Annotated in this window: 21 protein-coding genes and 2 pseudogenes; 11 read left to right on the top strand and 12 right to left on the bottom strand. The window is 66.7% G+C overall.

Annotated elements, in window-relative coordinates; genetic code table 11:
- The coding region (locus tag ADL25_RS31160; protein ID WP_159045044.1) for an acyltransferase family protein at positions 1-477 on the bottom strand (477 nt) is incomplete at its 3' end.
- 219 nt (positions 478-696) lie between these two features.
- Here ADL25_RS31160 and ADL25_RS31155 point away from each other — a divergent pair.
- Positions 697-1,437: an SDR family NAD(P)-dependent oxidoreductase gene (locus ADL25_RS31155; RefSeq protein WP_199839232.1), complete on the top strand. Its 741-nt coding sequence runs from the start codon at positions 697-699 to the stop codon at positions 1,435-1,437.
- A 254-nt stretch (positions 1,438-1,691) separates the two neighbouring features.
- On the opposite strand, the pseudogene ADL25_RS31150 reads toward ADL25_RS31155, so the two are convergent.
- From ADL25_RS31150 to ADL25_RS31140, 3 genes and pseudogenes are all read right to left on the bottom strand, one after another.
- Positions 1,692-2,123, bottom strand: a pseudogene (locus tag ADL25_RS31150) (transposase family protein); the annotation flags it as partial.
- 50 nt (positions 2,124-2,173) lie between these two features.
- Complete coding sequence (locus ADL25_RS31145) at positions 2,174-2,365, bottom strand: hypothetical protein (RefSeq protein ID WP_059131224.1); 192 nt, start codon at positions 2,363-2,365, stop codon at positions 2,174-2,176.
- A gap of 120 nt (positions 2,366-2,485) precedes the next feature.
- Positions 2,486-2,884, bottom strand: a complete 399-nt coding sequence (locus ADL25_RS31140) for a VOC family protein (RefSeq protein WP_059131223.1) — start codon at positions 2,882-2,884, stop codon at positions 2,486-2,488.
- Between the two features lie 92 nt (positions 2,885-2,976).
- Between ADL25_RS31140 and ADL25_RS31135 the strand changes: the two genes are divergently transcribed.
- Both ADL25_RS31135 and ADL25_RS31130 read left to right on the top strand, forming a co-directional pair.
- Complete coding sequence (locus ADL25_RS31135) at positions 2,977-3,966, top strand: helix-turn-helix transcriptional regulator (RefSeq protein ID WP_059131222.1); 990 nt, start codon at positions 2,977-2,979, stop codon at positions 3,964-3,966.
- Positions 3,967-4,595: 629 nt separating this feature from the next.
- Complete coding sequence (locus ADL25_RS31130) at positions 4,596-5,351, top strand: SDR family NAD(P)-dependent oxidoreductase (protein WP_059131221.1); 756 nt, start codon at positions 4,596-4,598, stop codon at positions 5,349-5,351.
- Between the two features lie 262 nt (positions 5,352-5,613).
- Here ADL25_RS31130 and ADL25_RS31125 read toward each other — a convergent pair whose 3' ends face one another.
- The 3 genes from ADL25_RS31125 to ADL25_RS31115 are packed head-to-tail and all read right to left on the bottom strand — an operon-like array spanning position 5,614 to position 7,197.
- Positions 5,614-6,279, bottom strand: a complete 666-nt coding sequence (locus tag ADL25_RS31125) for a dihydrofolate reductase family protein (RefSeq protein ID WP_059131220.1) — start codon at positions 6,277-6,279, stop codon at positions 5,614-5,616.
- Entirely contained in the window at positions 6,279-6,851 is a 573-nt protein-coding gene (locus ADL25_RS31120) for an SRPBCC family protein (RefSeq protein WP_079050687.1), read from the bottom strand. Before ADL25_RS31120 ends, ADL25_RS31125 begins: the two co-directional genes overlap by 1 nt.
- Positions 6,835-7,197, bottom strand: a complete 363-nt coding sequence (locus ADL25_RS31115; protein WP_059131219.1) for an ArsR/SmtB family transcription factor — start codon at positions 7,195-7,197, stop codon at positions 6,835-6,837. Before ADL25_RS31115 ends, ADL25_RS31120 begins: the two co-directional genes overlap by 17 nt.
- A 708-nt stretch (positions 7,198-7,905) precedes the next feature.
- Between ADL25_RS31115 and ADL25_RS31110 the strand changes: the two genes are divergently transcribed.
- Entirely contained in the window at positions 7,906-9,786 is a 1,881-nt protein-coding gene (locus ADL25_RS31110) for a DUF305 domain-containing protein (protein WP_059131218.1), read from the top strand.
- A gap of 65 nt (positions 9,787-9,851) precedes the next feature.
- Here ADL25_RS31110 and ADL25_RS31105 read toward each other — a convergent pair whose 3' ends face one another.
- The 4 genes and pseudogenes from ADL25_RS31105 to ADL25_RS31090 form a co-directional block, all read right to left on the bottom strand.
- Positions 9,852-10,844: a L,D-transpeptidase gene (locus ADL25_RS31105; RefSeq protein WP_059131217.1), complete on the bottom strand. Its 993-nt coding sequence runs from the start codon at positions 10,842-10,844 to the stop codon at positions 9,852-9,854.
- Positions 10,845-11,139: 295 nt separating this feature from the next.
- Positions 11,140-11,601 (bottom strand): pyridoxamine 5'-phosphate oxidase family protein, encoded by a 462-nt coding sequence (locus ADL25_RS31100; protein WP_059131216.1) that lies wholly within the window; start codon positions 11,599-11,601, stop codon positions 11,140-11,142.
- Between the two features lie 889 nt (positions 11,602-12,490).
- Positions 12,491-13,313: pseudogene (locus ADL25_RS46715) on the bottom strand (IS256 family transposase); the annotation flags it as partial.
- Positions 13,314-13,405: 92 nt separating this feature from the next.
- A complete protein-coding gene (locus tag ADL25_RS31090) occupies positions 13,406-14,170 on the bottom strand; it encodes a class I SAM-dependent methyltransferase (RefSeq protein ID WP_059131215.1) in 765 nt (254 codons plus the stop codon).
- 616 nt (positions 14,171-14,786) lie between these two features.
- Between ADL25_RS31090 and ADL25_RS31085 the strand changes: the two genes are divergently transcribed.
- The 7 genes from ADL25_RS31085 to ADL25_RS31055 all read left to right on the top strand — a co-directional run bounded on the left by ADL25_RS31085 (position 14,787) and on the right by ADL25_RS31055 (position 22,677).
- A complete protein-coding gene (locus ADL25_RS31085; RefSeq protein WP_079050685.1) occupies positions 14,787-17,471 on the top strand; it encodes a M14 family zinc carboxypeptidase in 2,685 nt (894 codons plus the stop codon).
- A 75-nt stretch (positions 17,472-17,546) separates the two neighbouring features.
- Positions 17,547-18,839, top strand: a complete 1,293-nt coding sequence (locus ADL25_RS31080) for a threonine synthase (RefSeq protein ID WP_059131213.1) — start codon at positions 17,547-17,549, stop codon at positions 18,837-18,839.
- A 59-nt stretch (positions 18,840-18,898) separates the two neighbouring features.
- Entirely contained in the window at positions 18,899-19,624 is a 726-nt protein-coding gene (locus ADL25_RS31075) for an amino acid ABC transporter ATP-binding protein (RefSeq protein WP_059131212.1), read from the top strand.
- 31 nt (positions 19,625-19,655) lie between these two features.
- Positions 19,656-20,573: a transporter substrate-binding domain-containing protein gene (locus ADL25_RS31070; RefSeq protein WP_059131211.1), complete on the top strand. Its 918-nt coding sequence runs from the start codon at positions 19,656-19,658 to the stop codon at positions 20,571-20,573.
- Between the two features lie 2 nt (positions 20,574-20,575).
- Complete coding sequence (locus ADL25_RS31065; RefSeq protein WP_063805778.1) at positions 20,576-21,256, top strand: amino acid ABC transporter permease; 681 nt, start codon at positions 20,576-20,578, stop codon at positions 21,254-21,256.
- Positions 21,256-21,912, top strand: a complete 657-nt coding sequence (locus ADL25_RS31060; protein WP_059131209.1) for an amino acid ABC transporter permease — start codon at positions 21,256-21,258, stop codon at positions 21,910-21,912. The genes ADL25_RS31065 and ADL25_RS31060 overlap by 1 nt, the downstream gene beginning before the upstream one ends.
- Positions 21,913-21,996: 84 nt before the next feature.
- Complete coding sequence (locus ADL25_RS31055; protein ID WP_059131208.1) at positions 21,997-22,677, top strand: GntR family transcriptional regulator; 681 nt, start codon at positions 21,997-21,999, stop codon at positions 22,675-22,677.
- Positions 22,678-22,884: 207 nt separating this feature from the next.
- Here ADL25_RS31055 and ADL25_RS51635 read toward each other — a convergent pair whose 3' ends face one another.
- Positions 22,885-23,013 (bottom strand): hypothetical protein, encoded by a 129-nt coding sequence (locus ADL25_RS51635; protein WP_267889285.1) that lies wholly within the window; start codon positions 23,011-23,013, stop codon positions 22,885-22,887.
- Positions 23,014-23,069: the final 56 nt, after the last annotated feature.

The following is a 23,069-nucleotide window of genomic DNA, read 5'->3' as shown; positions in this document are numbered from 1 at the left end:
GCCGGTCTCGAAGTGCTCGCCCTGGACGAGGAAGGGGAACTCTTCGGGCTCCAGGTGCACGTCGTAGAAGCGGGGCAGGAAGCCGAGGTACGACTCGTGATAGTCGGCGTCGGCCGAGCGCAGCCGCAGCCACTGCGGCAGCGGGTTCAGCGCGAGGGTCGCGAAGACCAGCGGAACGCCGAGCCGCAGCAACCGCTCGCGGGTGAAGCCGCCCGCGCCGCGGCGCTGAAGCGAGTGCCAGGCACCGAGGCCGGAGATGAGGAACAGCAGCGGCATAGCCCAGACGACCCCGAACCCAGCGATGATCATGATGGCTTCGGTGGTCTCGGCGTTCTTGACGTAGAAGTCGTCGTCGGCAGCGAATACGAGCGCCGAGTGAAAGAAGACCAGCCCGAACACGACCAGCATCCGGATCGCGTCCAGCTCCGGCCGCCGCGCCGGTAGCGGTGCCTGCGCCGGTTCAGTGCGCGTCGCCATGTCTGTCCCCCCGTCGCCTGTACGTCACCAGTGTTGGAAAGACGGCCTTCGGGCGCCACCCCCTCAACGGACTCCGCTCATATCGAAGATCAACTTTCGATACACGCCCTGGTACTCCAGTGCGGTTTCGTGATCAGGGTGGTGTTGTCCTCCCGGAGGCCGAACGCCGGGTCGGATTCCCGCCAGCTTCCGGCGCTGGTGCCAGCAATGCTCAACGTCATGAGGCGACTTCAAGGAAACGTGGCTTTGATCACGGGTGGCAGCCGGGGCATCGGTGCCGCTGTGGCGTTACGGCTGGCCGAAGAGGGTGCCGATGTTGCCCTGACCTATGAGAACAACGCGGAACGCGCCACCCAGGTGGTGGAGCAGATCAAGGCCAGAGGGTGCCGGGCACTGGCCATCCAGGCCGACAGCGCCATCCCTGAGGCACTCACCACCGCGGTGGACGAGGCCGCCGCGCTGTTCGGCAGACTCGACATCCTGGTCAACAACGCCGGCGTCTTCCTCGTTGGCCCCCTCGAAGACCTGGGGCCGGCAGAGATCGATCGCACCCTGGCGGTGAACGTCCGAGCACCGTTCACAGCGTCCCGGGCGGCAGCGCGTCACATGGTCCAGGGCGGCCGCATCATCAGCATCGGCAGCAATGTCGCCGAGCGTGCGGTCTTCCCCGGACTGGCCCTGTACTCGATGAGCAAGACGGCTCTGGCCGGGATGACGAAGGGCCTGGCCCGAGAACTCGGTCCGCGTGGAGTGACTGTCAACCTGGTGCATCCCGGCCCCACCGACACGGATACCAACCCCGCCGACGGGCCGAACTCCGAGGTGATCGCCGGCTTCACGGCTGTAGGCCGCTATGCGGAAGCGGCCGAGATCGCGGCCACCGTCGCCCACCTGGCAAGCGCGGAGAGCTCCTACATCACCGGAGCCTCGATCCACGTCGACGGCGGCTTCACAGCCTGACACCAGAACTCGACTCCGAAACCACGCCGATGCCCAGCCTGCAAGAGGGACGGCCATTGCGTGATCATCGGGGGTCGTGTGGACTCCTGAAGATCGTCCGGCGGCCTAGACCCTGCCCGCCAGCAGGCCATGTTCAACCAGGTCATGGCCCGGATCGCGGATTGATGCCACAGCCCGGCACGGCCACTGAGAGCTGTCCGCAATTGATCTCTGACATGCAGGTGTTGCCGAGGTTCGGGGTGGCGTGGGTGGAACTACGCAGCCTGGAGCATTTTGTGCAGCCGAGCGATACTGAGCATCGCGCTGTGGACGCCGTCGCCTTTCAGGCGGCAGTCGCGAAGGATCTCCCGGGCCTTCATCCGTGCGAAGACATGCTCGACGCGGGCACTGACCTGCTTGTGGGAGTGGTTGCGCTCCTTCTTCCAGTCGCACACCTCGCCGTCGGCGGGGCAACAGTGCGGGATGATCAGTCCGGTCTCCTCGTAGCCGCCGTCGGCGACGGTGGTCGTCCTGCCCACCGCCGCCGCGGCACCCGAATCGGACCACGCCTTGCAGTCGTTGCGGTTGCCCGGAACCGGGCGGCCGACGGCAACGACCACGCGGGTGTCGGAGTCGATGACCACCTGGTGGTTGACTGAGCAGCCGTAATTGTTCGACTACTCCGCTACCTGATGATCACGCGTCGGCCGCAAGATCATTGCACCCGCCACCGACAGCTCTGCAAGCCGAACCCGCCTCACAACTCCCACCAGAGGTCGATGCTCGGATGGACTCGCTCGCGCAGACAGGTTGAGTGGGTGTAGACCTTCTGCCGCACCTCGCCCCCGCGCCCCGAGTCCACTGCGCCAAGCCTGAGCTCGGTCGCTGCCCCGTCTTGGTCGAGATCGATGGCCTGGTAGCAGAAGCAGCAGATGGGGTTCGGGTTCAACGATGCCCTCTCAGGTCGGCGGGACGGCGCCACTGGCCGCACCGTCCCGCCGACCCTACGCCGCGGAGGTCGATAGCGGGACAGCCCTTGGGCTCCCGATGAACGCCGCTGTGCGTGGCGTCAACGTGCGAACTTCTCGATGGCCGCTTGAGTGACGGGGGTGAAGAAGTTGACGAGGTTGCCGTCAGGGTCGCGGAACAGCAGCGACCGGTTACCCCAGGGCATCGTGGTGGGCTCGTTGACGAAGTCGGTGACGAAGCCCGTCAGGTTCTGGTGAACGCGGTCCACGTCGTCGACGAGGAACTCAGTGATCACGCTCTGGTTGTCCGCCGGGCGGGCAGAGCCCGGGGCGAACAGCGGAACAGTGCGGGTACCGGCGATCGCGAGGGTTGCGCCAGCAGTCTTCAGTTCGGCGAAGTCTTCAGTGGCCCACGTCGCCGGCACCCCTGTGGCTCGCTCGTAGAACTCGACAAGGCGCGCTACGTCGCTGGTGATGATGCGGATCGAGACGAAGTTCACGGGATCTCCTCGGTTGTGCTGAAGGCATGCACTTCGCAGGCTAGGAGAGATAGCGGACAGAATCGGTCCTGTATTCGCGTTAAGGTGTGCACATGCCCCGACCCACCGGCCGCGTGCTGACACTCCTGGAGCTACTGCAATCGGGCGGCACCCGGACTGTGGCCGAACTCACCGACCGGCTCGGCGTCGAGGGGCGCACCGTGCGGCGGTATGTGGAGCATCTGACCGACCTGGGCGTCCCCGTGGAATCGGTGCGCGGCCGCTACGGCGGGTACCGCCTCGCTCCCGGGTACCGCTTGCCTCCGCTCATGCTCAGCGAAGACGAAGCGCTGGCCGTACTGCTCGGCCTGGTCGCCGGGCGGCGAGCAGGGTTGACGACGACGGAGCGCACGGCGAACGAGACGGCATCGGCAAAGATCCGGCGGGTACTGCCCAAGCACATCGCCCGCCGACTGGACACACTCCTGCAGGATCTCGCCTTCACGGATCAGCCCGGCGAGTTCGAAGCCCCGGACACCGGGGTCCTGCTCACCTTCGCCGATGCGGTGCGCCACCACCGACCGGTCTCGATCCGCTACACCGACCGCAACGGACGGCGCACCGAACGCACCCTCCATACGTACGGGATCGTCGCCCATTCAGGCCGGTGGTATGTCACCGGCAAGGACCCTCAGATCGGCGAGGACCGAACCTTCCGGCTCGATCGCATCGCGGACGCAAGGACGCTGCCCGGCACTTTCGAAGCGCCCGAGGGTCCCGGTCCGGCACAGCGCGTGTTGTCGGGGTTTGCCACGGCCGAGTACCAACATGAGGTGACCTTGCGGATCCACGGCACACCCCAGCAGATCCGCGCCCACCTTCCCGCCAGCATCGCGAGCCTGGAGGAGCACGAGTCCCAGTCGGGCCAGGACCGGGCGGCCGAGCGTTGGCTACACGTCGAGCTACGGGCGGAGCGGCTTGACTGGTTGCCTCCGGTACTCGCCTCACTCGACCGGCCGTTCGTCGTCGAGCGCCCCGATGAACTGCGCGACCTCATCGAAGCGTTCGCGGATCGCCTCGCTTCCTACGCCCGCCAAGCCTGATGTCTTCTGCGATTCCGCGGTCCGTACGCCAGGGAGACCGGCCAAGGCCGTTGCACGGCACCCGAATGCGTTCGGGGAGCACCACTCCGCATGCAAGGTAGCGGGTCGGTCGCCAATCCTTCCCCCCTGCACGCTCGGCCTCGCATTCCCTGAACCGATGGACCTCGTCCCATTGGCCATGGTCGATGGTGGCTGACCGGACACCCCTCCCACCTCGTCTCCATGGCAGAAAGATCGAAACGCTCCTCCAGTACGTCCGCGATCGCACATTCCGCGAGGGCGACTCGTCCCAATCGCTCTACCCCCGGGCGTCATGGCGGGCCCGCACAGCCTTGCCATTGACGTCCAGCGCCACGGCGGCGGTCGCACCTGCATCACCTCCGCCCTCCCTCACACCCCCGCAACTACCGCGGATCCTCGCCGGACGAATCCGGGCTTCGATCATGCACAAGGAAGCCTGGCCCGGAATCCCGCTGCGAAGGGCGACGTCACTGCGCCGAAGCGGCAGACCCAGGCGCCGCCCGTCAACGTGAAGCACGTCACCTCTTCAGCGCTTGACCTTCACACTAATGTCAATCTTTAGGTTCGGCCGAGTAACGCAGATCGGCTGAACGCACAGGGAGATCACCATGTCCAAGGCGCTTGAAGGCAAGACCGCTCTCGTGACCGGAGGGTCGCGGGGCATCGGTGCCGGGATTGCCCGTGAACTGGCCCGCGAGGGCGCGAACGTCGTCATCACATATCAGAAGGCGGGTAAGCAGGCTGACGAGGTCGTCGCCGAACTGGCCGCTCTCGGCGCGAAGGCGCTCGCCGTGCAGGCCGACCAGACGGATCCCCATGAGGCGTCGACCGCCGTCGAGCAGGCTGCGGAGTTCCTGGGCGGGCAAATCGACGTGCTTGTGAACTCCGCCGGCATCGCGGTCATGGGAACGGTGGACCAGCTGGAGCTGGAACTCCTCGAAGGAGTCCGGAAGATGATGGCCACCAATGTGCTGGGGACCATCGTCACCACGCATTCCGCGACGCGGTTCCTGCCCGACGGTGGGCGCGTCGTCCTGGTGGGAAGCATCGTCGCCGAGCGCATCGCCGCTCCAGGTGTTGCCGAATACGCGGCGAGCAAGGCCGCCGTCGACCAACTCGCCCGCGGCTGGGCGCGTGACCTCGGCCCACGCGGCATCACCGTCAACGTCGTCCGCCCCGGGGCCGTCGACACCGACATGAACCCCTCGGACGGTCCCTTCGCGGCCACGCAGATCGCCGGGACGCCTCTCGGCCGCTTCGGCACCACCGAGGAGATCGCCAAGGCGGTCGCCTTCCTCGCGAGCGACAAGGCCTCGTACATCACGGGCGCGCTGCTCACCGTCGACGGCGGTTTCAGCATCTGACCCAGCATCAACGGCGATTACGCGCGGAACTCCGGTGCCAGGATGACAATCGACGGCACCGGAGCTCCGCCGTCGCCTCGCGAGGACACGTCCCGAAAGCCCGGGCACGACCCGCGGTCGCACCGCAGTCCGTCGCGTACACCACAACCGGTGGTGTGCAGGACCGTCCACCTGCGCCCGGAGAAACATCTGAGGCCGACCCGGATCGATGGACGGCTGGGTATGTCAGTCCCGCCAGCACCGCACGCTGCGGGAACGTGGGCTAGCGTTTCGCGACGGTGTAGGTCAGGTGGGTCGCCCGGGACGATGCGTCCGTGCGGGTCTGCTCCAGCGCGAGGTGCGCGGGGTCCACACGGTCGAACAGGCGGATACCGGTCCCGAACAGCACGGGCGCGAGCGTGATCGAGAACTCGTCGATCAGACCGCTGTCGAGATACTCCTGGATGGTCTCGGCACCGCCGGCGATGCGCACGTCGCGGTCGCCGGCGGCCTCGCGGGCCTGGAGCAGCGTGCTCTCGATGCCGTCGTTGACGAAGTGGAAGGTGGTGCCGCCCGGCCGCTCCCACGGGTCACGCTTGGTGTGGGTGACGACGAACACGGGGGTGTGGAACGGCGCCTCCTCCGGCCAGGCCAGCTCGCCGCCGTCGAACATGCGCTTGCCCATGACGCTCGCGCCGGTGCGCTCGTACGTCGCCCGTGCGATGTCGTTGTCGAGTCCTTCCTCGCCGCCCTCGCCGAGCTTGAGGTTCTCCCGGAACCACCGCTGCGGGAACGCCCACGCCTGCAGTTCCGACCACTTCGTCATCCAGCGCTGGACCCTCGGGTCGTTCCGACCTTCGGGCGAGAAGACGTCCTCGACGGGCACGGCCTCGGGGGCCATGAAGCCGTCCAGTGACATCGTCACACTGAAGAACACCTTCCCGGCCATCAGCGCTCCGTCCCTTCCCGCCCGGCCTCCCGGTCAGTCATGGTCTCGCCGGCGGTCGCCGGCCCGCGGCCCGTGGACCGCTCCCGGGCTGCCTCCGTGACGTAGGCCGCCAGGTTGCGCAGCGTCTGTTCGCCGCCCTCGATCGCGTGGTATTTCTCCACGGCCTCGTCGCGAAGTTCCTTGGTGGGGAACACCGTGCGCATCACGATCCGGGTCTGCTCGCCGGCCGGCTCGAAGGTAAGGACCGACTCGAAGGCGTTCGGGTCGTCGCGGGACTCGCCGTGGAGCAGCGCGATCCGCTCCGGCGGCACGATCTCCCGCCAGGTGATCCACTCCTGGTAGTCGATCCCGTCCGGCCCGTGCATCACGAAGTCCCACTCCCCGCCGACGCGGAACTCGAAGGACCGTGTCGTGGTGGTGAAGCCCTCCGGTCCCCACCACCGCGACAGGTGCCGGACTCCCGTGAACGCCTCGAACACCAGCTCCCGCGGGGCGCCGATCACCCGGGAGATCACGACTTCGCGGTCCGTGATCCCGTGCACAGCCTCGCCGCCGCTACTGGTCGTCGCCATCTTGTGGTCCCTCCTGCCTTGCCTGCTTCAACTCCTGCACGTACTCGTCCAGCCGGTCGAAGCTCTCGTTCCAGAATCGCTCGAAGCCGCCCACCCACTCGTGGATCGGCCGCAGCCCGCGGGCGTCCAGGCCGTACAGCCGCTGCTTGCCCGCCCCGCGGACCTGCACCAGCCCGACCTCCCGGAGGACGCGCAGGTGCTTGGAAGCCTGCGGCTGGGTCATCCCCAGGTCCCGCGCCAGGTCGGTCACCGGCCGCTCGCCGCCCCGCAGCAGCACCAGGATCTCCCGTCGCTGTGGTTCGGCTATCGCGTTGAACGCGTCCGAGGTGGTTGCCGCTCGTGCCATGCCGCCATCATATGCCTATATCGGAATGCGTCAACGCCCCGTCGTCCGGCCGCATCACAGGAGGGGCTGCGTGACGAATGACCGGCTGGAACTCTCAGGCAGGTGGAAGACCGCTGCAGGGTCGGTCGCCCATGCTGAGCGAGCAGCCGGACGGCAGGCGCCACCCGACCCGTCACCATCGTCATGCCCCGCGGCAGCCAGGCCCTGGGCCGTTGCCACTCCAGCGAATCAGCCCGCCGTAAAACCCTGCGGTCCCGGCTCCATCACCCACCGCCACCCCCGCACCGCGACCGGCGGCACACCAACCATCACCAGGCCCACCCAGCCCCTCGGCACCACAGCCGGACCTCGAAGACGATTGCGTCGATCACCTCCCGGTGGTTCCGCCACCGACTGGGGTCCGATTCAGGAGAAACGTCAGGGACCGAGTCGCCGCGCGCCAGGTCCAGGCCGTGAAACAGACGCGGCCGAAGCGGCCGCCGGACGCCCCTCGCGCGCCTCCCACCGCCCCGGGCCGGTCACGTCCCTGCACTGTGAGCGGTTCCGCTCCCCTGCCACCCCGACGAGACGCTCGACGTCATGAACGGCCGTCACCCCTCTGCACGTCAAAAAGTGACAACGCTCTGCCTGGTCAAAAGACTGACGTGCAGGCGCATGCCTTGGGGACCAAGGCGCTCATCGAATCGGCGGCGGAGCCAGGGAGACTGCATGGCACCCAGAACACATCATCGACTCCGCCTCACCGGCATCGCCGGAACGATGGTCTTGGGTCTGATCGCCTGCCAAGCCGACACCGGCTCGGTCCACCCGCATATGGGCCACGCGGACACCACGTCCTTCTCCCAGGAGATGAATCAGAGCATGCAGGCCATGACAAAAGCCATGGCCGGCTCCTCCATGACCGGCGATCCGGACCACGACTTCGCGGCGATGATGGTGCCCCATCATCAGGGAGCCATCGCCATGGCCAAAGCCGTCCTGGAACACGGCAAGGACCCTGTCCTACGACGCCTGGCACAGGAAATCATCGTGACCCAGCAGCAAGAGATCGCTGTGATGGAAGGTCGGCTGTCGGCCAAGTCCGCATCCTCTCGGAAAGCGTCTCTACCAGGAACACCGTCGGGGGCGCAGCGTCGGTCGTCGACGGACCCCGCAGATCCGGACATCCCGATATCCAGCCAGGACCGCGTCTACACCTCGGACCAGACGTCCAACACCGTCTCCGTGATCAACCCCGCCACGAACCGCCTCCTCGGAGTGATCCGCCTCGGCGATCCAGTACCCGGTTCACTCAGTCCCCTGTACAAGAACCAACTGCTGGTCCACGGGGGCGGTTTCTCCCCCGATCACCGGACGCTGGCCACCGTCTCCATCGGCTCCAACTCGGTCACCCTCATCGACACCTCCACCAACAAGGTCAAGGGCGTCGTGTACATCGGCCGGTCGCCGCACGAGGCGTTCTTCACGCCCGACGGCAAAGAGTTGTGGGCCACCGTTCGTGGCGAGAACTACGTATCGGTGATCGACCCCGTACGGATGCGGGAGAAGCGCCGCGTCACGACCGCCAACGGACCCGGCATGGTGCTGTTCCGCCCGGACGGCAAATATGCCTTCGTTCCCTCGAGTTTCACCCCCGAGCTCGACGTCGTCGACACCGAGACCTACCGTGTCGTGGCCCGAGTGCCGCAAGCCAGCCCCTTCTCGCCGAACCTGGCGGTGAGCCGTGACGGCAGCGAGGTGTGGTTCACCCTCAAGGACAGCGGCAAGACCCAGATCATGAGCACCCGGCCGCCCTTCCGGATCCTCTCCACGATCGACAGCGGACCGATCACCAACCATGTCGCCCTCGTCGACAACAGCGCCGGCAAGTTCGCCTATGTGACGGTGGGCGGGGAGAACGTCATCAAGGTCTATCGCCGCGGCAGCAGCCCCAGTCTGGTGGCCACCATCCCCACCGGCGATCTGCCGCACGGGATCTGGGGCTCCGGTGACGGTACGCGTGTCTACGTCGGACTGGAGAACCAGGATGCGGTCGTCGCCGTCGACACCCTCAAGAACAAGGTGATCGCAACCATCCGGGTGGGCCAGCAGCCTCAGCAACTGCTCTACGTGCCGCGCGCCGTTCCCAGAGGCTCTGGGAACGCCAACCTCCAGCCGATCGGGGTCGCCGGTAAAGCAGGCCACCTCACCCTGTCGCCGCCCAAGGGTAGTGGCGAGCGCGCTCACGCCACCGTCTCGGTGAACGCGCTCGGCGCTCTGGACCTCCTCCAGATCGCGGCCACCGGACTGAACCCCGGCAAGAACTACACCCTTTGGCTCACCGAAAGGCGCACGGCCCCCTTCGGCCTCAAGCAGGCGCTCACCATGTTCACCGCCAACGCCGCGGGGGCACAGATCGGTCAGGCCGTCGGGCTCCTGCGCGAAGTACTCACACCGCCGAAGTCCGCAGCGTCAGCGCCGGACCAGCGGTACCTGATCATCACACCTGCGGGCAGCAGTACCGCTGTGGCCGTTCAGGACCGGTTCCAACCCATGCCGCCCCCGGAAAGCCCCTCCCCGGAGCCCGCCCCCGCCGCGGGCGGCTCCTGATCTGTGCCCGCCCGACCTCGCATGGCAGACGTGTGCCGACTGAAGGGCACTGTCGCCGCACCCCTTCACAGCGTCGCGGTCGTCCCCGTCCCGGACGCGCTGCGCGCGAGCCACTGGTCCCATCCCAGGTTGAAGTCGGCGTAGCCGTTGTCGGCCGGGGCCTTGGCGCGGGGCGAGCCGGTAATGGTGACGGGGTCGCCCTGCTTCACCTGGCCGTAGAACCACTTGGCGTCCGACAGGGACAGATGGACGCAACCGTGCGAGCCGCGGGCACTGCCGCTGCCCGGGGTGGGGTCGCCAGTCGAATAATGCACGTACGTGCCGGTCTGGGTCAGGTGGACGTCCCAGGGCAGCGTCAGGTCGTAGTAGTTGGGATTGCCCTTGTCGCAGCTGATGCCGACGCTGCAGGAGGTCATGTGGACCTTCTCCTGCTTGTCGATGACGGCCATTGTGCCGTTCCACGTCGGAAACTCCGCGCTGCCGGCATTGATCGACAGGGTGCGCACCACCTGGCCGTTCCGGGTCACCTTCATGGTGTGGTTGACCACTGAGACATCGGCGCGCACGTCGTCGCCGATCGTGAAGGTGTGCGTGTAGCCGTGCACGCCGTACCGTCCGTTGCCGTTGCTGACGCCCTTCATGTCAGCGTCGATCTTCACCTTCGTGCCCGAGGGCCAGTACGCCTTCGGTCGCCAGTCGACTCGCTTGTCGCCGAACCAGTGCCAGGCGCCGGCCACGGGCTGCGAGGCGCTCACCTTCAGGTGCTTCTCCACCGTGGCCCGCGCCTTCGCCGCCACCGGGTTCGTGAAGACCACGGAGATCGGCATGGCCACGCCTACCGTGGTTCCGGTCTGCGGGGTGATCGTCTCCAGCAGCATCGGTGGGCCCGCGGGCTTCGAATGCGTAGGTGACGGAGACGCGCTCGCGGTCGCTCTGCCTGAGGCCCTTGCGTCGCCCCCGCTGGCCTTCTCGCTGCCGCCCGTGCCGCATGCACTCGCGCCCAGGAGTATCACACCCGTGACGAGTGAGATTCCTATGCCGCCCTTGCGCCGTCCCATGACCTGCCCCGTGCTCTCGCTCTACAGCCCTGACGGGCCCGACTCCTTGTCAGACAACGAAGGGGCGAGGCGTAGTTGCGTGCGTCGTGTAAAGCATGTACCAAGAACCGCTGCACACCGCACGGGGCGAGGAGAACAGCGGCGGTTCGACGGTCGCCTCCGCCTCCCGTTTTTGATGCGGGGCCGAGCGTTGGGATCGGCATCGCCGCTGCCGGTGGAACCTTGAGCACGACCGGCAGGCGGCGGCGTCCGATGAGGACTGTGGCCATGCCGACGCGCCACCGAGGGACGGCCATTATTCGAGCCACATACCGTCGCGCATGATGACTCTCCCTCGTAGTTCCGGCTCGCCGCGCCAAGCGCGCACAGTCCTCGGGACCACGCATACATACAGAAAGGAACTCTCTTCCACGCGTGGATCCCACCCGAACTTGTCGGCGAACGCCTCCGCTGCGCCTCCGGGCACCTCCTCATCCGAGAAGCACTCCGCCTCACCCCGGAGAAGCACGACGTCGAAGGTGTCCGGTAGCGACAGGCGCACGCGCGGCTCTTTGCGGACGTTTCGCGCTGTCACGGAAGTGACGCTGGTACACATCCACACTGCTCGTCCATCCCACAAGAACCACAACGGCACCTGGTGCGGCCCGTGATCAGGGTGAGCCGTCGACACCCATACATCCCGCTCGGTAACAAGCCGCTCCAGAGCGTCGCGCATACGCTCCGCCGTCCGGCGACGAACGATTCCTGTGTTCCCCATAAGGCCCGACCCTAGCCATGCCGGCGCTGAGCGCGCCTGAGGCTCAGGACCTACTCCCAGCGACCGATCAGCCGATCAGCCCTTGTCTCGGGGCGACCAACCTTGGTGCTCCGAGTGGCCAGCAGGAGTGCACAAACGCGCTTGCCTCCAGTAATGGCCGGCTCGTGATCACGCGTGGTGGCTGCGTCGCCAGGCAGTCCGGCTGCGCTCGTGGGCCGGGCCGTGAACGGCCGGACAGCGACACTGATGACGCCGCTGAATCTCGTTACAGGTCTGCGGGGTCAGTCGCCGGGGGATGTCTTCGTCGAGTAATAGTCAAGACTTGTGGATGAGTTGTATGGCTCGGATCGTCCCTTGGCCACGTGATGTCGGAGGCCGGTATTTGTCGACTCAGTCCTTGATCGGTTCGACGCGAATGGGATCAGATCCGCCGAGGTAGAGCATGCACCCCGCATACTCCATTTCCACGTCCGTCCTCTCCGGTGGTACGACGTAGAGTCCTGCGGTGGGTGCGGGAGCCCAGCCGAGGTTGCGTGGAGGGTGGTATTCCTCGTAGTGCCCCACGTAGAGCCTGGTCGGCGGGATGGACACGGCGCAAACGTCTCCGACGCGGAGGGTGGAAGCTGCCGGTTCGAGACGGAATGGGCTCCATTCCTGATGGGAATCGCCATGCGGGAGCGCGACTTGCCCGTTCCATCGGAAATTGGACGAATTGTCGATCGCTCTCCATGGCCATTCCAGCGTGATGTAGCGATCTACCCCGACAACCCGAGCGGCTGCCGGCTCACAAGAGACAATCACTCGGTCGCCGATCCGAGGAACCATGTCTGATCACCTTTGTTCCGGTGGCGGATACGGGAGGCGTGGCTCATCCTCCCGCCTACGCGGCCTACTCCTGGTGCTTGACCAGGATCCCACTCTCGAACCTCGCGCCGGCCCGGACCAGGGGCACCAGGTGCGTTCCGGTGATCGCCCGCCAACGGGCCTGCGCGGATTCGACGACCTTGAACACCATCGCGAGGGCGGCGACGGGCTGCCGGGACCGCGGGTGACCTTGGTGCGGAATTTGACCGTTGAAAACGTCGACTCGATCGGATTCGTGGCCCGCAGATGGATCGAGTGCTCGGCAGGAAGTCGTAGAACGCCGGCAGTTCCTCGGCGTCGTCGGTGATCTTCGCGACGGCCCTGGACCACTTCGCGCCATAGGCCTTCGCGAACGCCTCGATCGCCTGCTCGGCGTGCGCGCGGTCCTCGGCGTTGTAGATCTCCTGCATCGCCTTCGTCGCACCCGGCTGAGCGGACATCGGAAGGCAGTTCGTGACATTGCGGGCCTTGTGAACGCAGCATCGCTGATGCCGGGCGGTCGGGAACAGCTCGGCCGGCGCCTTCCGCAGCCCATCGCGCCGTCGCCGACGACCAGCTCGGGGGTGCGCATGCCGCGCCTGCGGCGGTCGCGGAGCAGGTCGGCCCACGACTCGGTGGACTCGCGCAGGCCCTCGGCCGGCGCGATCAGCTCCCTGGTGCCGTCCAGCCGGACGCCGAGCAGGACCAGCACGCACGAGTGCGCCTGCCCGAGCCGGACCTTGGGGTGCACGCCCTCGGGCCCACACCTACATGTGGTCGCGGTCCGACAGGTCCCGGTCCTGGAATGCGTGGTCGTCCTGCCGCTGCTTCGTCAGCCGCGTCACCGTCGCCGCACGCAGTCCCCTCGCGCCGTATCCAACCGAAAGCCTTCGCCAGGCACGCGCACTCGGGAGTGTCTTCAAATTCCCGTCTGCCTGGCGCTGTGTGGTGCGCACGCTCCCTAGGGCATTCCGGGAGGTACGGTCTCCGCGGTACCGCGCCGCGCCACGAACACGAGTTCCCTGCCCGGCCGGTCGGGTGCGTCGCGTACGTCATCGATGACGAAGCCGTGCTCGTGCAAGTCCCGCTCGATCTCCGTACGTTCACGGAAGCGAAGTGTTGATTCCGAGATCAGTACGTCCCCGTCCGCAGCGAACACGTGCGTACCCCGGAAGCTCACCAGCGGCAGGCTCAGGTCCGTCAGCTCGGCCCAGGTCTCGACGTGGCCGACACCCGGGATGTCCGTCACGCGGTACGTGGTCTCACGCGTCCAATCCGCCCACTCCTCCCACGCGCGCTGCGCCGGATCGCGCGTCTCGAAGACCAGTCTCCCGCCGGGTCGCAGCGCCTCGTACGCGCCGCGCAGCGTCGTACGCCACGCCTGCGGGTCGGCGATCGCCTGGGCGACGTTCCCGGTCATCGTCACCAGGTCGATCTGCATGGGCGGCAGGTCTCCCGCGTCGCCGTCGAGCCAACGCACCCGCTCCGAGCCAGGCTTGCCACGCGCGACGTCGACGGAAGCCCGTGCGGGATCGATCCCGGTGACGGTGATCCCGACCTCGGCGAGCAGCAGCGCGAACACGCCCGTACCGCACCCGATGTCCAGCACGGACCGCACCCCGAACTCCTCCGCCATCGCGAGATACGCGTCGAGATCGCTGCGGTCCGGATCGAGTGGGTCGTAGATGGCGGCGAGGCGCGGATGTCCGAAAGCTGCGTCAACCATGGAGGCGAACGTATGCGGTCCCGAGCCTGTGCAGCCACTGCTTTTTCGGGTTACGGCGCTAAGGGGACGCGGCGGAGTGCGCCGTTGATCCCTGCGCTCCTACCGGGTACGGCCGTACGGAAGCGAACCTCTGCCAGGGGGTTTGATGCTCCAGTCCGACGTCGTTATCACATGTGGAGAGATGCGGCAGGCCTGGTCACAAGTTCCCAGGGCAGACCTGCTCGTCCTGGAGGGGCAGTCAAGGCGGCGGCGAACGGACAGTACGGCTACCGCATCCTTCTGAGCTGCGCACGTCACGCTTCGGCCCCTCGCTCATGTTGCGCCGTGTGTACTTGATATTAAATCCAATATCGAATCGTTGCTCTCATTGGCCGTCAGCTGACAGATTGTGCTGGCACTCAAAGTTTCACGGCCCGGGGTCGGGAGGCTCGCGGATCAACGCAGCTACGCCCGACAGCAGCGCGCGGCACCCAGGCATCGCGGCAACCATCGTGGCGCAGCGCCGCGCCACACATGGCGTTGTACGACACCCGCAGGGCAGTGAAGTCGGCCCATCCCCCGACTTCACTCGGACAACGGTCCGGCCCAGCTGGACCGTGAAAGGCGATGTCGATAGATGACCAGCAGCGAAAGCTCAAGGCTGTCCCGCCGAACCCTTCTTCGAACCACCGCGGTGGCCGGCGCCGCGGCAGCGGCGACGACGGTGATCGGTCCGGGCACCGCCTCGGCGGCGCCCGCGATGTCCCCGACCCGGACCGATCACGATCAGCCGGCTACCGGAACGCAGAAGCAGGGGTCCATCCCGGCGCCTGCGAAGTACTTCGGAACTCCGATCGGAACCGAAGGCTTCCTGGCCCAATGGGACAAGATGGTCCCGTATTTCCAGCTGATCGGCGCTCGCAGCGACAGGGTGAAGTACGAGGAGATCGGCAAGACCACTCAGGGACATCCATACGTCCTACTGACCATCAGCTCGCCGAAGAACCTCGCCAATCTCGACAAGCTGGTCGCCACCAACGCCAGGCTCGCCGACCCCCGAGGGCTGTCCGAGGCCAACGCGAAGAAGCTGGCCACCGAGGGCAAACCCTTCTACTACGTGCAGGCCGGCATCCACTCGACCGAGGTCGGCAACTCCCAGGCCGCGATCGAATGGGCCTACCGGCTGGCGACCGAGAAGTCCGACTACATCGAGAAGATCCTCGACAACCTGGTCATCCTGCTTCAGCCGTGCCAGAACCCGGACGGCATCGTCCTCGTCAACGACTACTTCGCCGCCACGGCCGGCACCAACTACTCGCGCACCTACCCCGACCTGTACAACAAGTACACCGGCCACGACGACAACCGCGACTGGATCATGCTCACCCAGATCGAGAGCAGATACAACGTCTCGATCCTCAACAAGTACCGGCCCCAGGTCTTCCAGGACTCCCACGGCGCCGGCGCCAACGCCCCCCGGCTGTTCACTCCCCCCTACCTCTCGCCGTACGACCCCAACATCGACACCATCCTGGTGCAGCAGACAGACACGGTGGGGCTGGCGATGCAGCGAGGCATGACCGTCGCCGGCATGAAGGGAAACGGCTGGGGCTCGACATACGACTACTGGTCCCCGTCCCGGCAATACTGCGTCTACCACGGCTCGGCGCGCATCCTGACCGAGGCGGCGGCAGCCTCCAACCTCGCCTACCCCAACGTGGGCACGAAACCGCTCGGCCAGCAGACCACCGACATCAACTTCATCGAGCCGTACGACTCCAACACCTGGACGCTGCGCAACATCATCGACTGGGTCTCCCAGGCCTTCTACTCGGGTCTGGAAGCGGTCGCCTACGACACGTACAACTGGCTCTACAACTCCTATCGCGTCGGGACCAAGGCGGTCACCAGGACCAGCCCGTACGCCTACGTCATCCCCGCCGGGCAGCGTGACCCGCAGGCCGTCCGCGACGCTCTCGAGATCTTCCACCGCGGCGCGGTGGAGATCCGCCAGGCACGGGGCGCCTTCACCGCTGACGACAAGCGGTACCCGGCCGGGTCGTACATCATCCACCTGCAGCAGCCGTACGCGGCGTTCGCCAAGACGCTGCTGGAGGTACAAAGCTACCCGCAGCTGCTGCAATACCCCGGTGGCCCGCCGCAGCGGCCTTACGACACCACCGCGCAGACCCTGCCGATGCTGCTCGGCTTCGAAGCCGACCTCATCACCACATCCTTCTCGGCCGACACCGAACTGCTGAGTTCCATCAAGCCTGCGGTGGTCACCAAGCCGTCCGCAGCGCCGAGCAGCGGGGCGTACGCGATCGGACCGGAGTCCTATGGGGTGTTCCGGATCGTCGCCGCGCTGCAGAAGGAGAACATCCCCACCTTCCGCGCCGCAGCCAAGTTCACCGACGGCGGTCGCACCTTCCCCGCCGGCACCTTCCTCGTCCCGCCGTCCTCGGCGGCCAGGGAGCTCCTCCACACCCAGTCGAAGAACTCCGGCATCCCGGTGTCCGCCATCAAATCGGTACCGGCAGTCGCCGGTGTCCAGCTCAAGCCGGGCACGAAGATCGGCCTGCTCAAGCCCCCGGACAACATGCCCTCCGGCTGGCTGATGTGGACGTTCGACCAGTACGGGGTGAACTACTCGGTCGTGGAGGCGGGCGACTACGCCAACCTCGCCGACACGTACGACGCCATCATCATGCCGGACGGGGTCAGCAAGAGCTCCATCGTCAACGGCCTGAGCTCGACGAAGTACCCGCCCGAGTGGGCCTGGGCGTTCGGCGTCGGCACAACCGGCTGGAACCAGTTGCACGACTTCGTGACCGGCGGCGGCACGCTGGTCACCTTCGGCAGCGGGACCGCCACGGCCCAGTCGCTGTTCAGCCTGCCCATCACCTCCACTCTGCCCAGCGGCTCCAATTCGGACTTCTACTGCCCTGGATCGCTGCTGAGCCAGGAGTTCGACACGGACAACCCGGCGGCCTGGGGGGTGCCGGCGAACAACCCCGTGTGGTTCGTCTCGGACGACGCGTACAAGCTGACCAGCACGAGCACATACCCGGTGGACGTGGTTGCCAAATACCCCGACAGCGGTGATCAGCTGAAGAGCGGCTGGCTGATCGGCGGCGAGCACCTCAACGGGGCGGTCAACGGGCTGTCGTGGACGATCGGCAGCGGTTACGTCGTCACCTTCGGCAACGAGATCGGGTTCCGCACCTGGAACCGGTCCGAACAGCGGATGCTCTTCAACGCCGCGTACTACGGGCCGTCCAAGAAGCTCACCGCCGGCCAGTTCCAGCGCCTCGGAAAGTAGATCGCATGGTGGGGGCGGGTCTTACCGCCCCCACCATCGGCCGTCCCCGGCCGGACAGAGAGAGGAAGACCCCGCTTGTACCCCGACGACGGAGGCTGGACAAGCGCGCTGACCCACCTGGAGTGTGGACGGTGCGCCGAGCGGTACGACGCGGATGCGCCCCAGAACGTGTGCCACTGCGGTTCGCCGCTGCTCGTCCGCTACGACCTCGACCGGGTCCGGGCCTCGGTCCGACCGGAAGACATCGCGTCACGTGGCGCGGACCTGTGGCGATACCGGGAGTTGCTGCCGGTTAGGGACCCCGCGAACGTGATCACCCTCGGCGAGGGCTGGACACCGATCCTGCCGCTGACCCGGTACGGCCGACGGATCGGGGTACCGGGCCTGCTGGCCAAGGACGAGGGAATGCTGCCGACCGGCAGTTTCAAGGCGCGGGGCGCGGCGGTCGGCGTTTCCCGTGCACACGAACTCGGGGTACGACAGCTGACGCTGCCTACCAACGGCAACGCCGGCGCCGCGTGGGCCACCTATGCCTCGCGGGCCGGTATGGAGTGTCTGGTCGTGATGCCCGAGGACGCTCCGCAGGTGACCCGGAAGGAGTCTCTTGCAGCGGGCGCCCGGGTGTACACCGTGGACGGTCTGATCGGCGACGCGGGCCGTATCGCGGGGCAAGCGGTGCGGGACGGCTGGTTCAGTGCCGCGACGCTGCGCGAGCCCTACCGCATCGAGGGCAAGAAGACGATGGGCCTGGAGATCGCCGAACAGTTCGGCTGGCGGGTGCCGGATGTCGTGGTGTACCCGACCGGCGGTGGCGTGGGCCTGATCGGTATCCGCAAGGCACTCGACGAGTTGACCGCGCTGGGCTGGATCACCGGGCGGCTGCCCCGGTTCGTGGCCGTGCAGTCCACCGGCTGCGCACCGATTGTGCGGGCCTTCGAGTCGGGGGCCGAGACCGCCGAACCGTGGCCGGCGGACCAGGCACGCACCGTCGCGTTCGGTATCAACGTCGCGGCAGCGCTGGGCGACTTCCTCATCCTGTCCGCGCTGCGGGACAGCAAAGGCACGGCGATCGCCGTCGACGACCAGGACATCCTCGAGGAGCAGGTGGCCTGCGCGGCCGATGACGGCGTGCTGATGTGCCCGGAGGGGGCGGCGACACTGGCCGCGGTACGCCGGCTGCGTACCGACGGGTGGCTTGCCGGGGACGAGGAAGTCTTGGTGCTCAACACCGGCAGTGCGCTGAAATACGCCGACACCCTGCAGGTCGACCAGCCGACCCGACTGGGACGGGATGCAGACCTGCCGCCGGAGGCGACCTCCACGGCCGAAACGACCGGCACGGTCCGTGGCCGTCGGACACCCCGATGATCCGGTCGCCTGGCGTGGACGGTCCGCTCGCCCAGTCACCCGCCGATGGACAGGCACCCATGGTGGAGCTGCGCGGGGTGCGCAAGTCGTACGGCACCTTAGAGGTACTCAAGGGCATCGACCTGAGGGTGGCCCGCGGTGAGGTGGTCACCGTCATCGGTCCGTCCGGTGGTGGCAAGAGCACTCTGCTGCGCTGCGTCAACCTGCTGGAGCCGGTGACCTCCGGACAGGTTCTGCTGGAGAACGAGGATCTGACCGTACCCGGCGTCGACTTGGACAAGGTACGCCGACGTATCGGCATGGTGTTCCAGCAGTTCAACCTCTTCCCGCACCTGTCCGCCATCGACAACCTCACTTTGGCGCCGCGCAAGCTGCTGCGAATGTCCAGAGACCAGGCGTACGAGCGGGCGACCACGATGCTCGACCGAGTGGGGCTGGCGGGCAAGGCCGATGCGTACCCGCGGCAACTATCGGGTGGTCAGCAGCAGCGGATCGCCATCGCCCGCGCGCTGATGATGGACCCGTACGTGATGCTGTTCGACGAGGTGACCTCCGCGCTGGACCCGGAGCTGGTCAGCGAGGTCCTCGACGTGATGCGTGACCTCGCCCGTTCCGGAATGACGATGCTGTGTGTCACCCACGAGATGGGCTTCGCCCGTGAACTCGGCGACCGACTGGTGTTCGTCGACGGTGGCGTGATCGCGGAGCAAGGCCGACCGGCCGATGTGCTGGATCGGCCCCAGAACGACCGTACCCGCCAGTTCCTGCGCAAGGTACTCAGGTAGCCCGCCCAAGCGGGCAGAAGGAAGTTGAGTCGTGAAATCGAGATTCGGCATTGTCATCTCCGCTGCGATGGTCCTGGCTCTCGCCGCCGGCTGCTCCTCCTCGTCAGACGGGTCATCATCGTCCGCCGGAGGTTCCGGCGCGTCCGCCCGCCCCGTCGACGTGGGTGCCCCGCTGCCCGCCGAGGTGAAGAGCAGGGGCAAGCTGGCCGTCGGCGTCAAGTGCGACTACCCGCCGTTCGGATACATCGACGAAGCCTCGAAGAACGCGGGTTTCGAAATCGACATAGCCCACCAGCTGGCCTCCTACGCCTTCGGCGACCCCAACGCGCTGACCCTCACCTGCGTGACCGGATCCAACCGGGTGTCGTTTCTGACCTCCAAGCGCATCGACCTGATCGAGGCGACGATGAACTACACCCCGGAACGCGCCCAGACCATCGACTTCTCCACCCCCTACTTCGCGAGCGGCGTGAAACTGCTGGTACCCAAGAACTCCCCGATAACCTCCTTCGACGAGTTGGCCGGCAAGCAGGTCATCAGCATCAGCGGCGCCACCGCCAGCCTCTGGCTGACCCAGTGCATGAAGGACGTCAAGCAGACCCTGTTCGCGCAGACGAGCCAGGCACTGACCGCACTGAACCAGAACCGCGGCGTCGCCTTCGCCCAGGACGACACCCTTCTGCTCGACCTGGCGGCCAAGAACCCCAACCTCAAGGTTGTCGGCGACGCCAAGGCCGACAGCCCCTGGGGCATGGGCGTCCGCAAGGGCGACGCACAGATGCTCGCCTGGATCAACGGTGCCCTGGCCCACATGCAGAAGTCCGACTTCTTCTGGAGCGAATTCCAAAAGACCGTCACCGATACCACCGCACAGCAGCAATTCGCGAAGTACCTGCCCCGCCCGGGCCACAACGTGACCTACCCGTCCGGATCCACCATCCAGTGCTGAACATGCCCGACGACTCCGGCTACCACTTCGACCCGGACTTCATCGTCGACCACCTCGGCGACCTCGGCACCGGCCTGCTGCGAACGCTCGCGATCAGCGCCATCGGCATGGCCGGCGCCCTGATCGTCGGTGCACTGCTCGGCGCGATCAGCGCGCTCCGCGTACCGGTCGCCCGACAACTGATCACGGTCTACGTCGAAGTGTTCCGCAACACCCCACTGCTGGTGCAGATTTTCTTCCTCTACTTCGCACTGCCGGAGACCGGACTACAACTCGGCGGCTTCACTGTCGGCTGGCTGTCACTGCTTCTATGGGGCGGCGCCTACAACGTGGAGAACTTCCGTGCCGGCTTCGAAGCCGTCGAAGGCGGCTACGTCGAAGCCTGCCGAGCCCTTGGTTTCCCCCGCCTGGCCGCCTTCCGACACGTCACCCTCCCCATCGGCGCCCGAATCGCCCTCCCGTCGGTCACCAACATCCTCATCTCCGTCTTCAAGAACTCATCGTTCATGGTCGCGATCAGCTACCCGGAACTCACCGAAACCGCCGTCAACATCGTCGCCGTCACCTTCCGGGTGTTCGAGATGTTCCTCGCCATCGGCATCGTCTACCTCGGACTGGTCTGGCTCATGTCACTGGGCGCCAGAGCCGTCGAGGGCCGCTTCGCGATACCAGGAGGACACTGATGCCCGCATGGGTCGGACCCGTAGCCGACTACCTCGCAGGCGGCCTGCGCGAAACCGCCCTGCTGGCCCTGGTCAGCATCGCCGCGAGTCTCCTGGTCGGCATCCTGCTCGGCGCGCTACTCACCCTGCCCAGCAAACCGGTCCGGGCCGTGGTCCGGGCCTATGTCGAAATCTGGCGCGGTCTACCGATCATCATCATCCTGTTCCTCATCTTCTTCGTCCTGCCCATCATCGGCGTGCGGGTGAACACCTTCATCGCCGCCGCCATCGGACTGTCCCTGTGGGGCAGCGCCAACGTGGCCGAAGTCGTCCGCGGCGCCGTCCAGTCGGTACCGCGCGGGCAAGCCGAGGCCGCCGCCGCACTGGGCTTCTCCTGGACCGGACGCATGCGACACGTCCTCCTGCCCCAAGCCGCCCGGCGAGCCCTCCCCCCGCTCATCGGACTCGTCGTCAACCTGACCCAACAGACCTCACTGGCCGCCGTCATCGGACTCGTCGACATCCTCGAAGCGTCACAACGCTCGATCGAACGACTCACCCTCTCCGGCGGCTCCACCCACGCGGTACCGATCCTGGGCGCCGTGCTTGCCGTCTTCTTCGTCATCTGCCTGCCGCTGACCATGCTGTCGCGCTGGTACGAGCGCAGACTGCACTGACCTGCCCGACCGCGCCCTGCAACTTCGGGCAGGTAGCGTCCTCCGTACCGATACACACGGAGACAAAGGGGGGAACCGGCGATCATGACCGTCCCGCGCCACACCTTGCTGAACGCCGCCTACGACCACGTGCGAGCGGCCATCCTCGACGGCTCCCTCACCCCGGGCTCCCGCGTCACCGTCCGCCCTCTGACCGAAGAACTCGGCCTCAGCCCAACCCCCATCAAGACCGCTCTTGCCGCGCTCGAACGCGAAGGCTTCCTCATCGCCGTTCCGCATCGCGGCTACTTCGTCCCCGAAGCCGGCACGGACGACCTATTGGAACTGTACGAGCTGCGGGAGGCCGTCGACGGCCTCGCAGCGCGCCGGACGGCCGTGGCACCCGATCACGACCAGATCGCCACACAGCTGCGCCAACTACTGGCCGAACAGCGAGAGGCCATCGAAGCGAACAACCTGAACCGCTACGGAGAATTGGACCTCGAGTTCCACCGCCTCATCTGGGAGGGCTCTGGTAGCCGACGGCTCATCCCCATAGCGGAGAACCTCATCGCTCAGGTGCGTCTGGGCAACCGTCTTTCCGCGCGGGCCCCCGGCCGACTGTCCGTCGCTGTCGACGAGCACGAGGCCATTTTGGAGGCGATCAGAAAAGGTGACCCCCGTGCCGCGGAACGCCACATCCGACGCCACGTCCGAGAAGCAGGCCAGGCCCTGCGCCGCTACCTCGAACTACAGGGACCACTGGAGAGGCCGCGGCAGCCGTGATGCCACGCCACCGATGCACGAGCGAGCTGCGTATCGGCAGCCAACTCGTCGACGCTGTCAGGATTCCTGCCGACTGTGACTAGGACTTCGAGGCTCATTCCGTCAGCCATGGATCCTCTGATCGGCCTGTGCCGACGTGGGTGAGCGGGGTGCCTGTGCGGCACGATGTCAGGGCCGTGCCACACAGGCAGTCAGTGGTCGGTTCGGTCAGGTACGCAGGATTCCGGCAGTGAGCACGCACAGCAGGATCAGCAGTTTGGAGGTGTGGTCCAGTGCGGCGAGAGGGTAGCCGCACTCGGTGCAAAGTCGGACGACGCTTCGGCCGCGCAGCTCCAAGGCGAGTCAATCCTTGCCGGTGCGTGCCGGGCAGGGCCACCCTGGCGGCCCTGCCC

It is taken from the genome of Streptomyces sp. NRRL F-5122, from assembly GCF_001507435.1.
GTDB lineage: Bacteria > Actinomycetota > Actinomycetes > Streptomycetales > Streptomycetaceae > Streptomyces > Streptomyces lannensis.
The sequence above is the reverse complement of the archived record's forward strand: the minus strand, read 5'-3'. Positions and strand labels throughout refer to the sequence as shown.

What these genes read in the sequence shown, in the direction of transcription:
- ADL25_RS31135 (WP_059131222.1), top strand. Translation starts at nt 2,977, where the DNA reads ATGCCCCGACCCACCGGCCGCGTGCTGACACTCCTGGAGCTACTGCAA.
- ADL25_RS31065 (WP_063805778.1), top strand. Translation starts at nt 20,576, where the DNA reads ATGCCCGACGACTCCGGCTACCACTTCGACCCGGACTTCATCGTCGAC.
- ADL25_RS31115 (WP_059131219.1), bottom strand. Translation starts at nt 7,197, where the DNA reads ATGGCACGAGCGGCAACCACCTCGGACGCGTTCAACGCGATAGCCGAA.
- ADL25_RS31125 (WP_059131220.1), bottom strand. Translation starts at nt 6,279, where the DNA reads ATGGCCGGGAAGGTGTTCTTCAGTGTGACGATGTCACTGGACGGCTTC.
- ADL25_RS31110 (WP_059131218.1), top strand. Translation starts at nt 7,906, where the DNA reads ATGGCACCCAGAACACATCATCGACTCCGCCTCACCGGCATCGCCGGA.
- ADL25_RS31130 (WP_059131221.1), top strand. Translation starts at nt 4,596, where the DNA reads ATGTCCAAGGCGCTTGAAGGCAAGACCGCTCTCGTGACCGGAGGGTCG.
- ADL25_RS31060 (WP_059131209.1), top strand. Translation starts at nt 21,256, where the DNA reads ATGCCCGCATGGGTCGGACCCGTAGCCGACTACCTCGCAGGCGGCCTG.
- ADL25_RS31075 (WP_059131212.1), top strand. Translation starts at nt 18,899, where the DNA reads ATGGTGGAGCTGCGCGGGGTGCGCAAGTCGTACGGCACCTTAGAGGTA.
- ADL25_RS31120 (WP_079050687.1), bottom strand. Translation starts at nt 6,851, where the DNA reads ATGGCGACGACCAGTAGCGGCGGCGAGGCTGTGCACGGGATCACGGAC.
- ADL25_RS31155 (WP_199839232.1), top strand. Translation starts at nt 697, where the DNA reads ATGAGGCGACTTCAAGGAAACGTGGCTTTGATCACGGGTGGCAGCCGG.
- ADL25_RS31055 (WP_059131208.1), top strand. Translation starts at nt 21,997, where the DNA reads ATGACCGTCCCGCGCCACACCTTGCTGAACGCCGCCTACGACCACGTG.
- ADL25_RS31090 (WP_059131215.1), bottom strand. Translation starts at nt 14,170, where the DNA reads ATGGTTGACGCAGCTTTCGGACATCCGCGCCTCGCCGCCATCTACGAC.
- ADL25_RS31105 (WP_059131217.1), bottom strand. Translation starts at nt 10,844, where the DNA reads ATGGGACGGCGCAAGGGCGGCATAGGAATCTCACTCGTCACGGGTGTG.
- ADL25_RS31100 (WP_059131216.1), bottom strand. Translation starts at nt 11,601, where the DNA reads ATGGGGAACACAGGAATCGTTCGTCGCCGGACGGCGGAGCGTATGCGC.
- ADL25_RS31085 (WP_079050685.1), top strand. Translation starts at nt 14,787, where the DNA reads ATGACCAGCAGCGAAAGCTCAAGGCTGTCCCGCCGAACCCTTCTTCGA.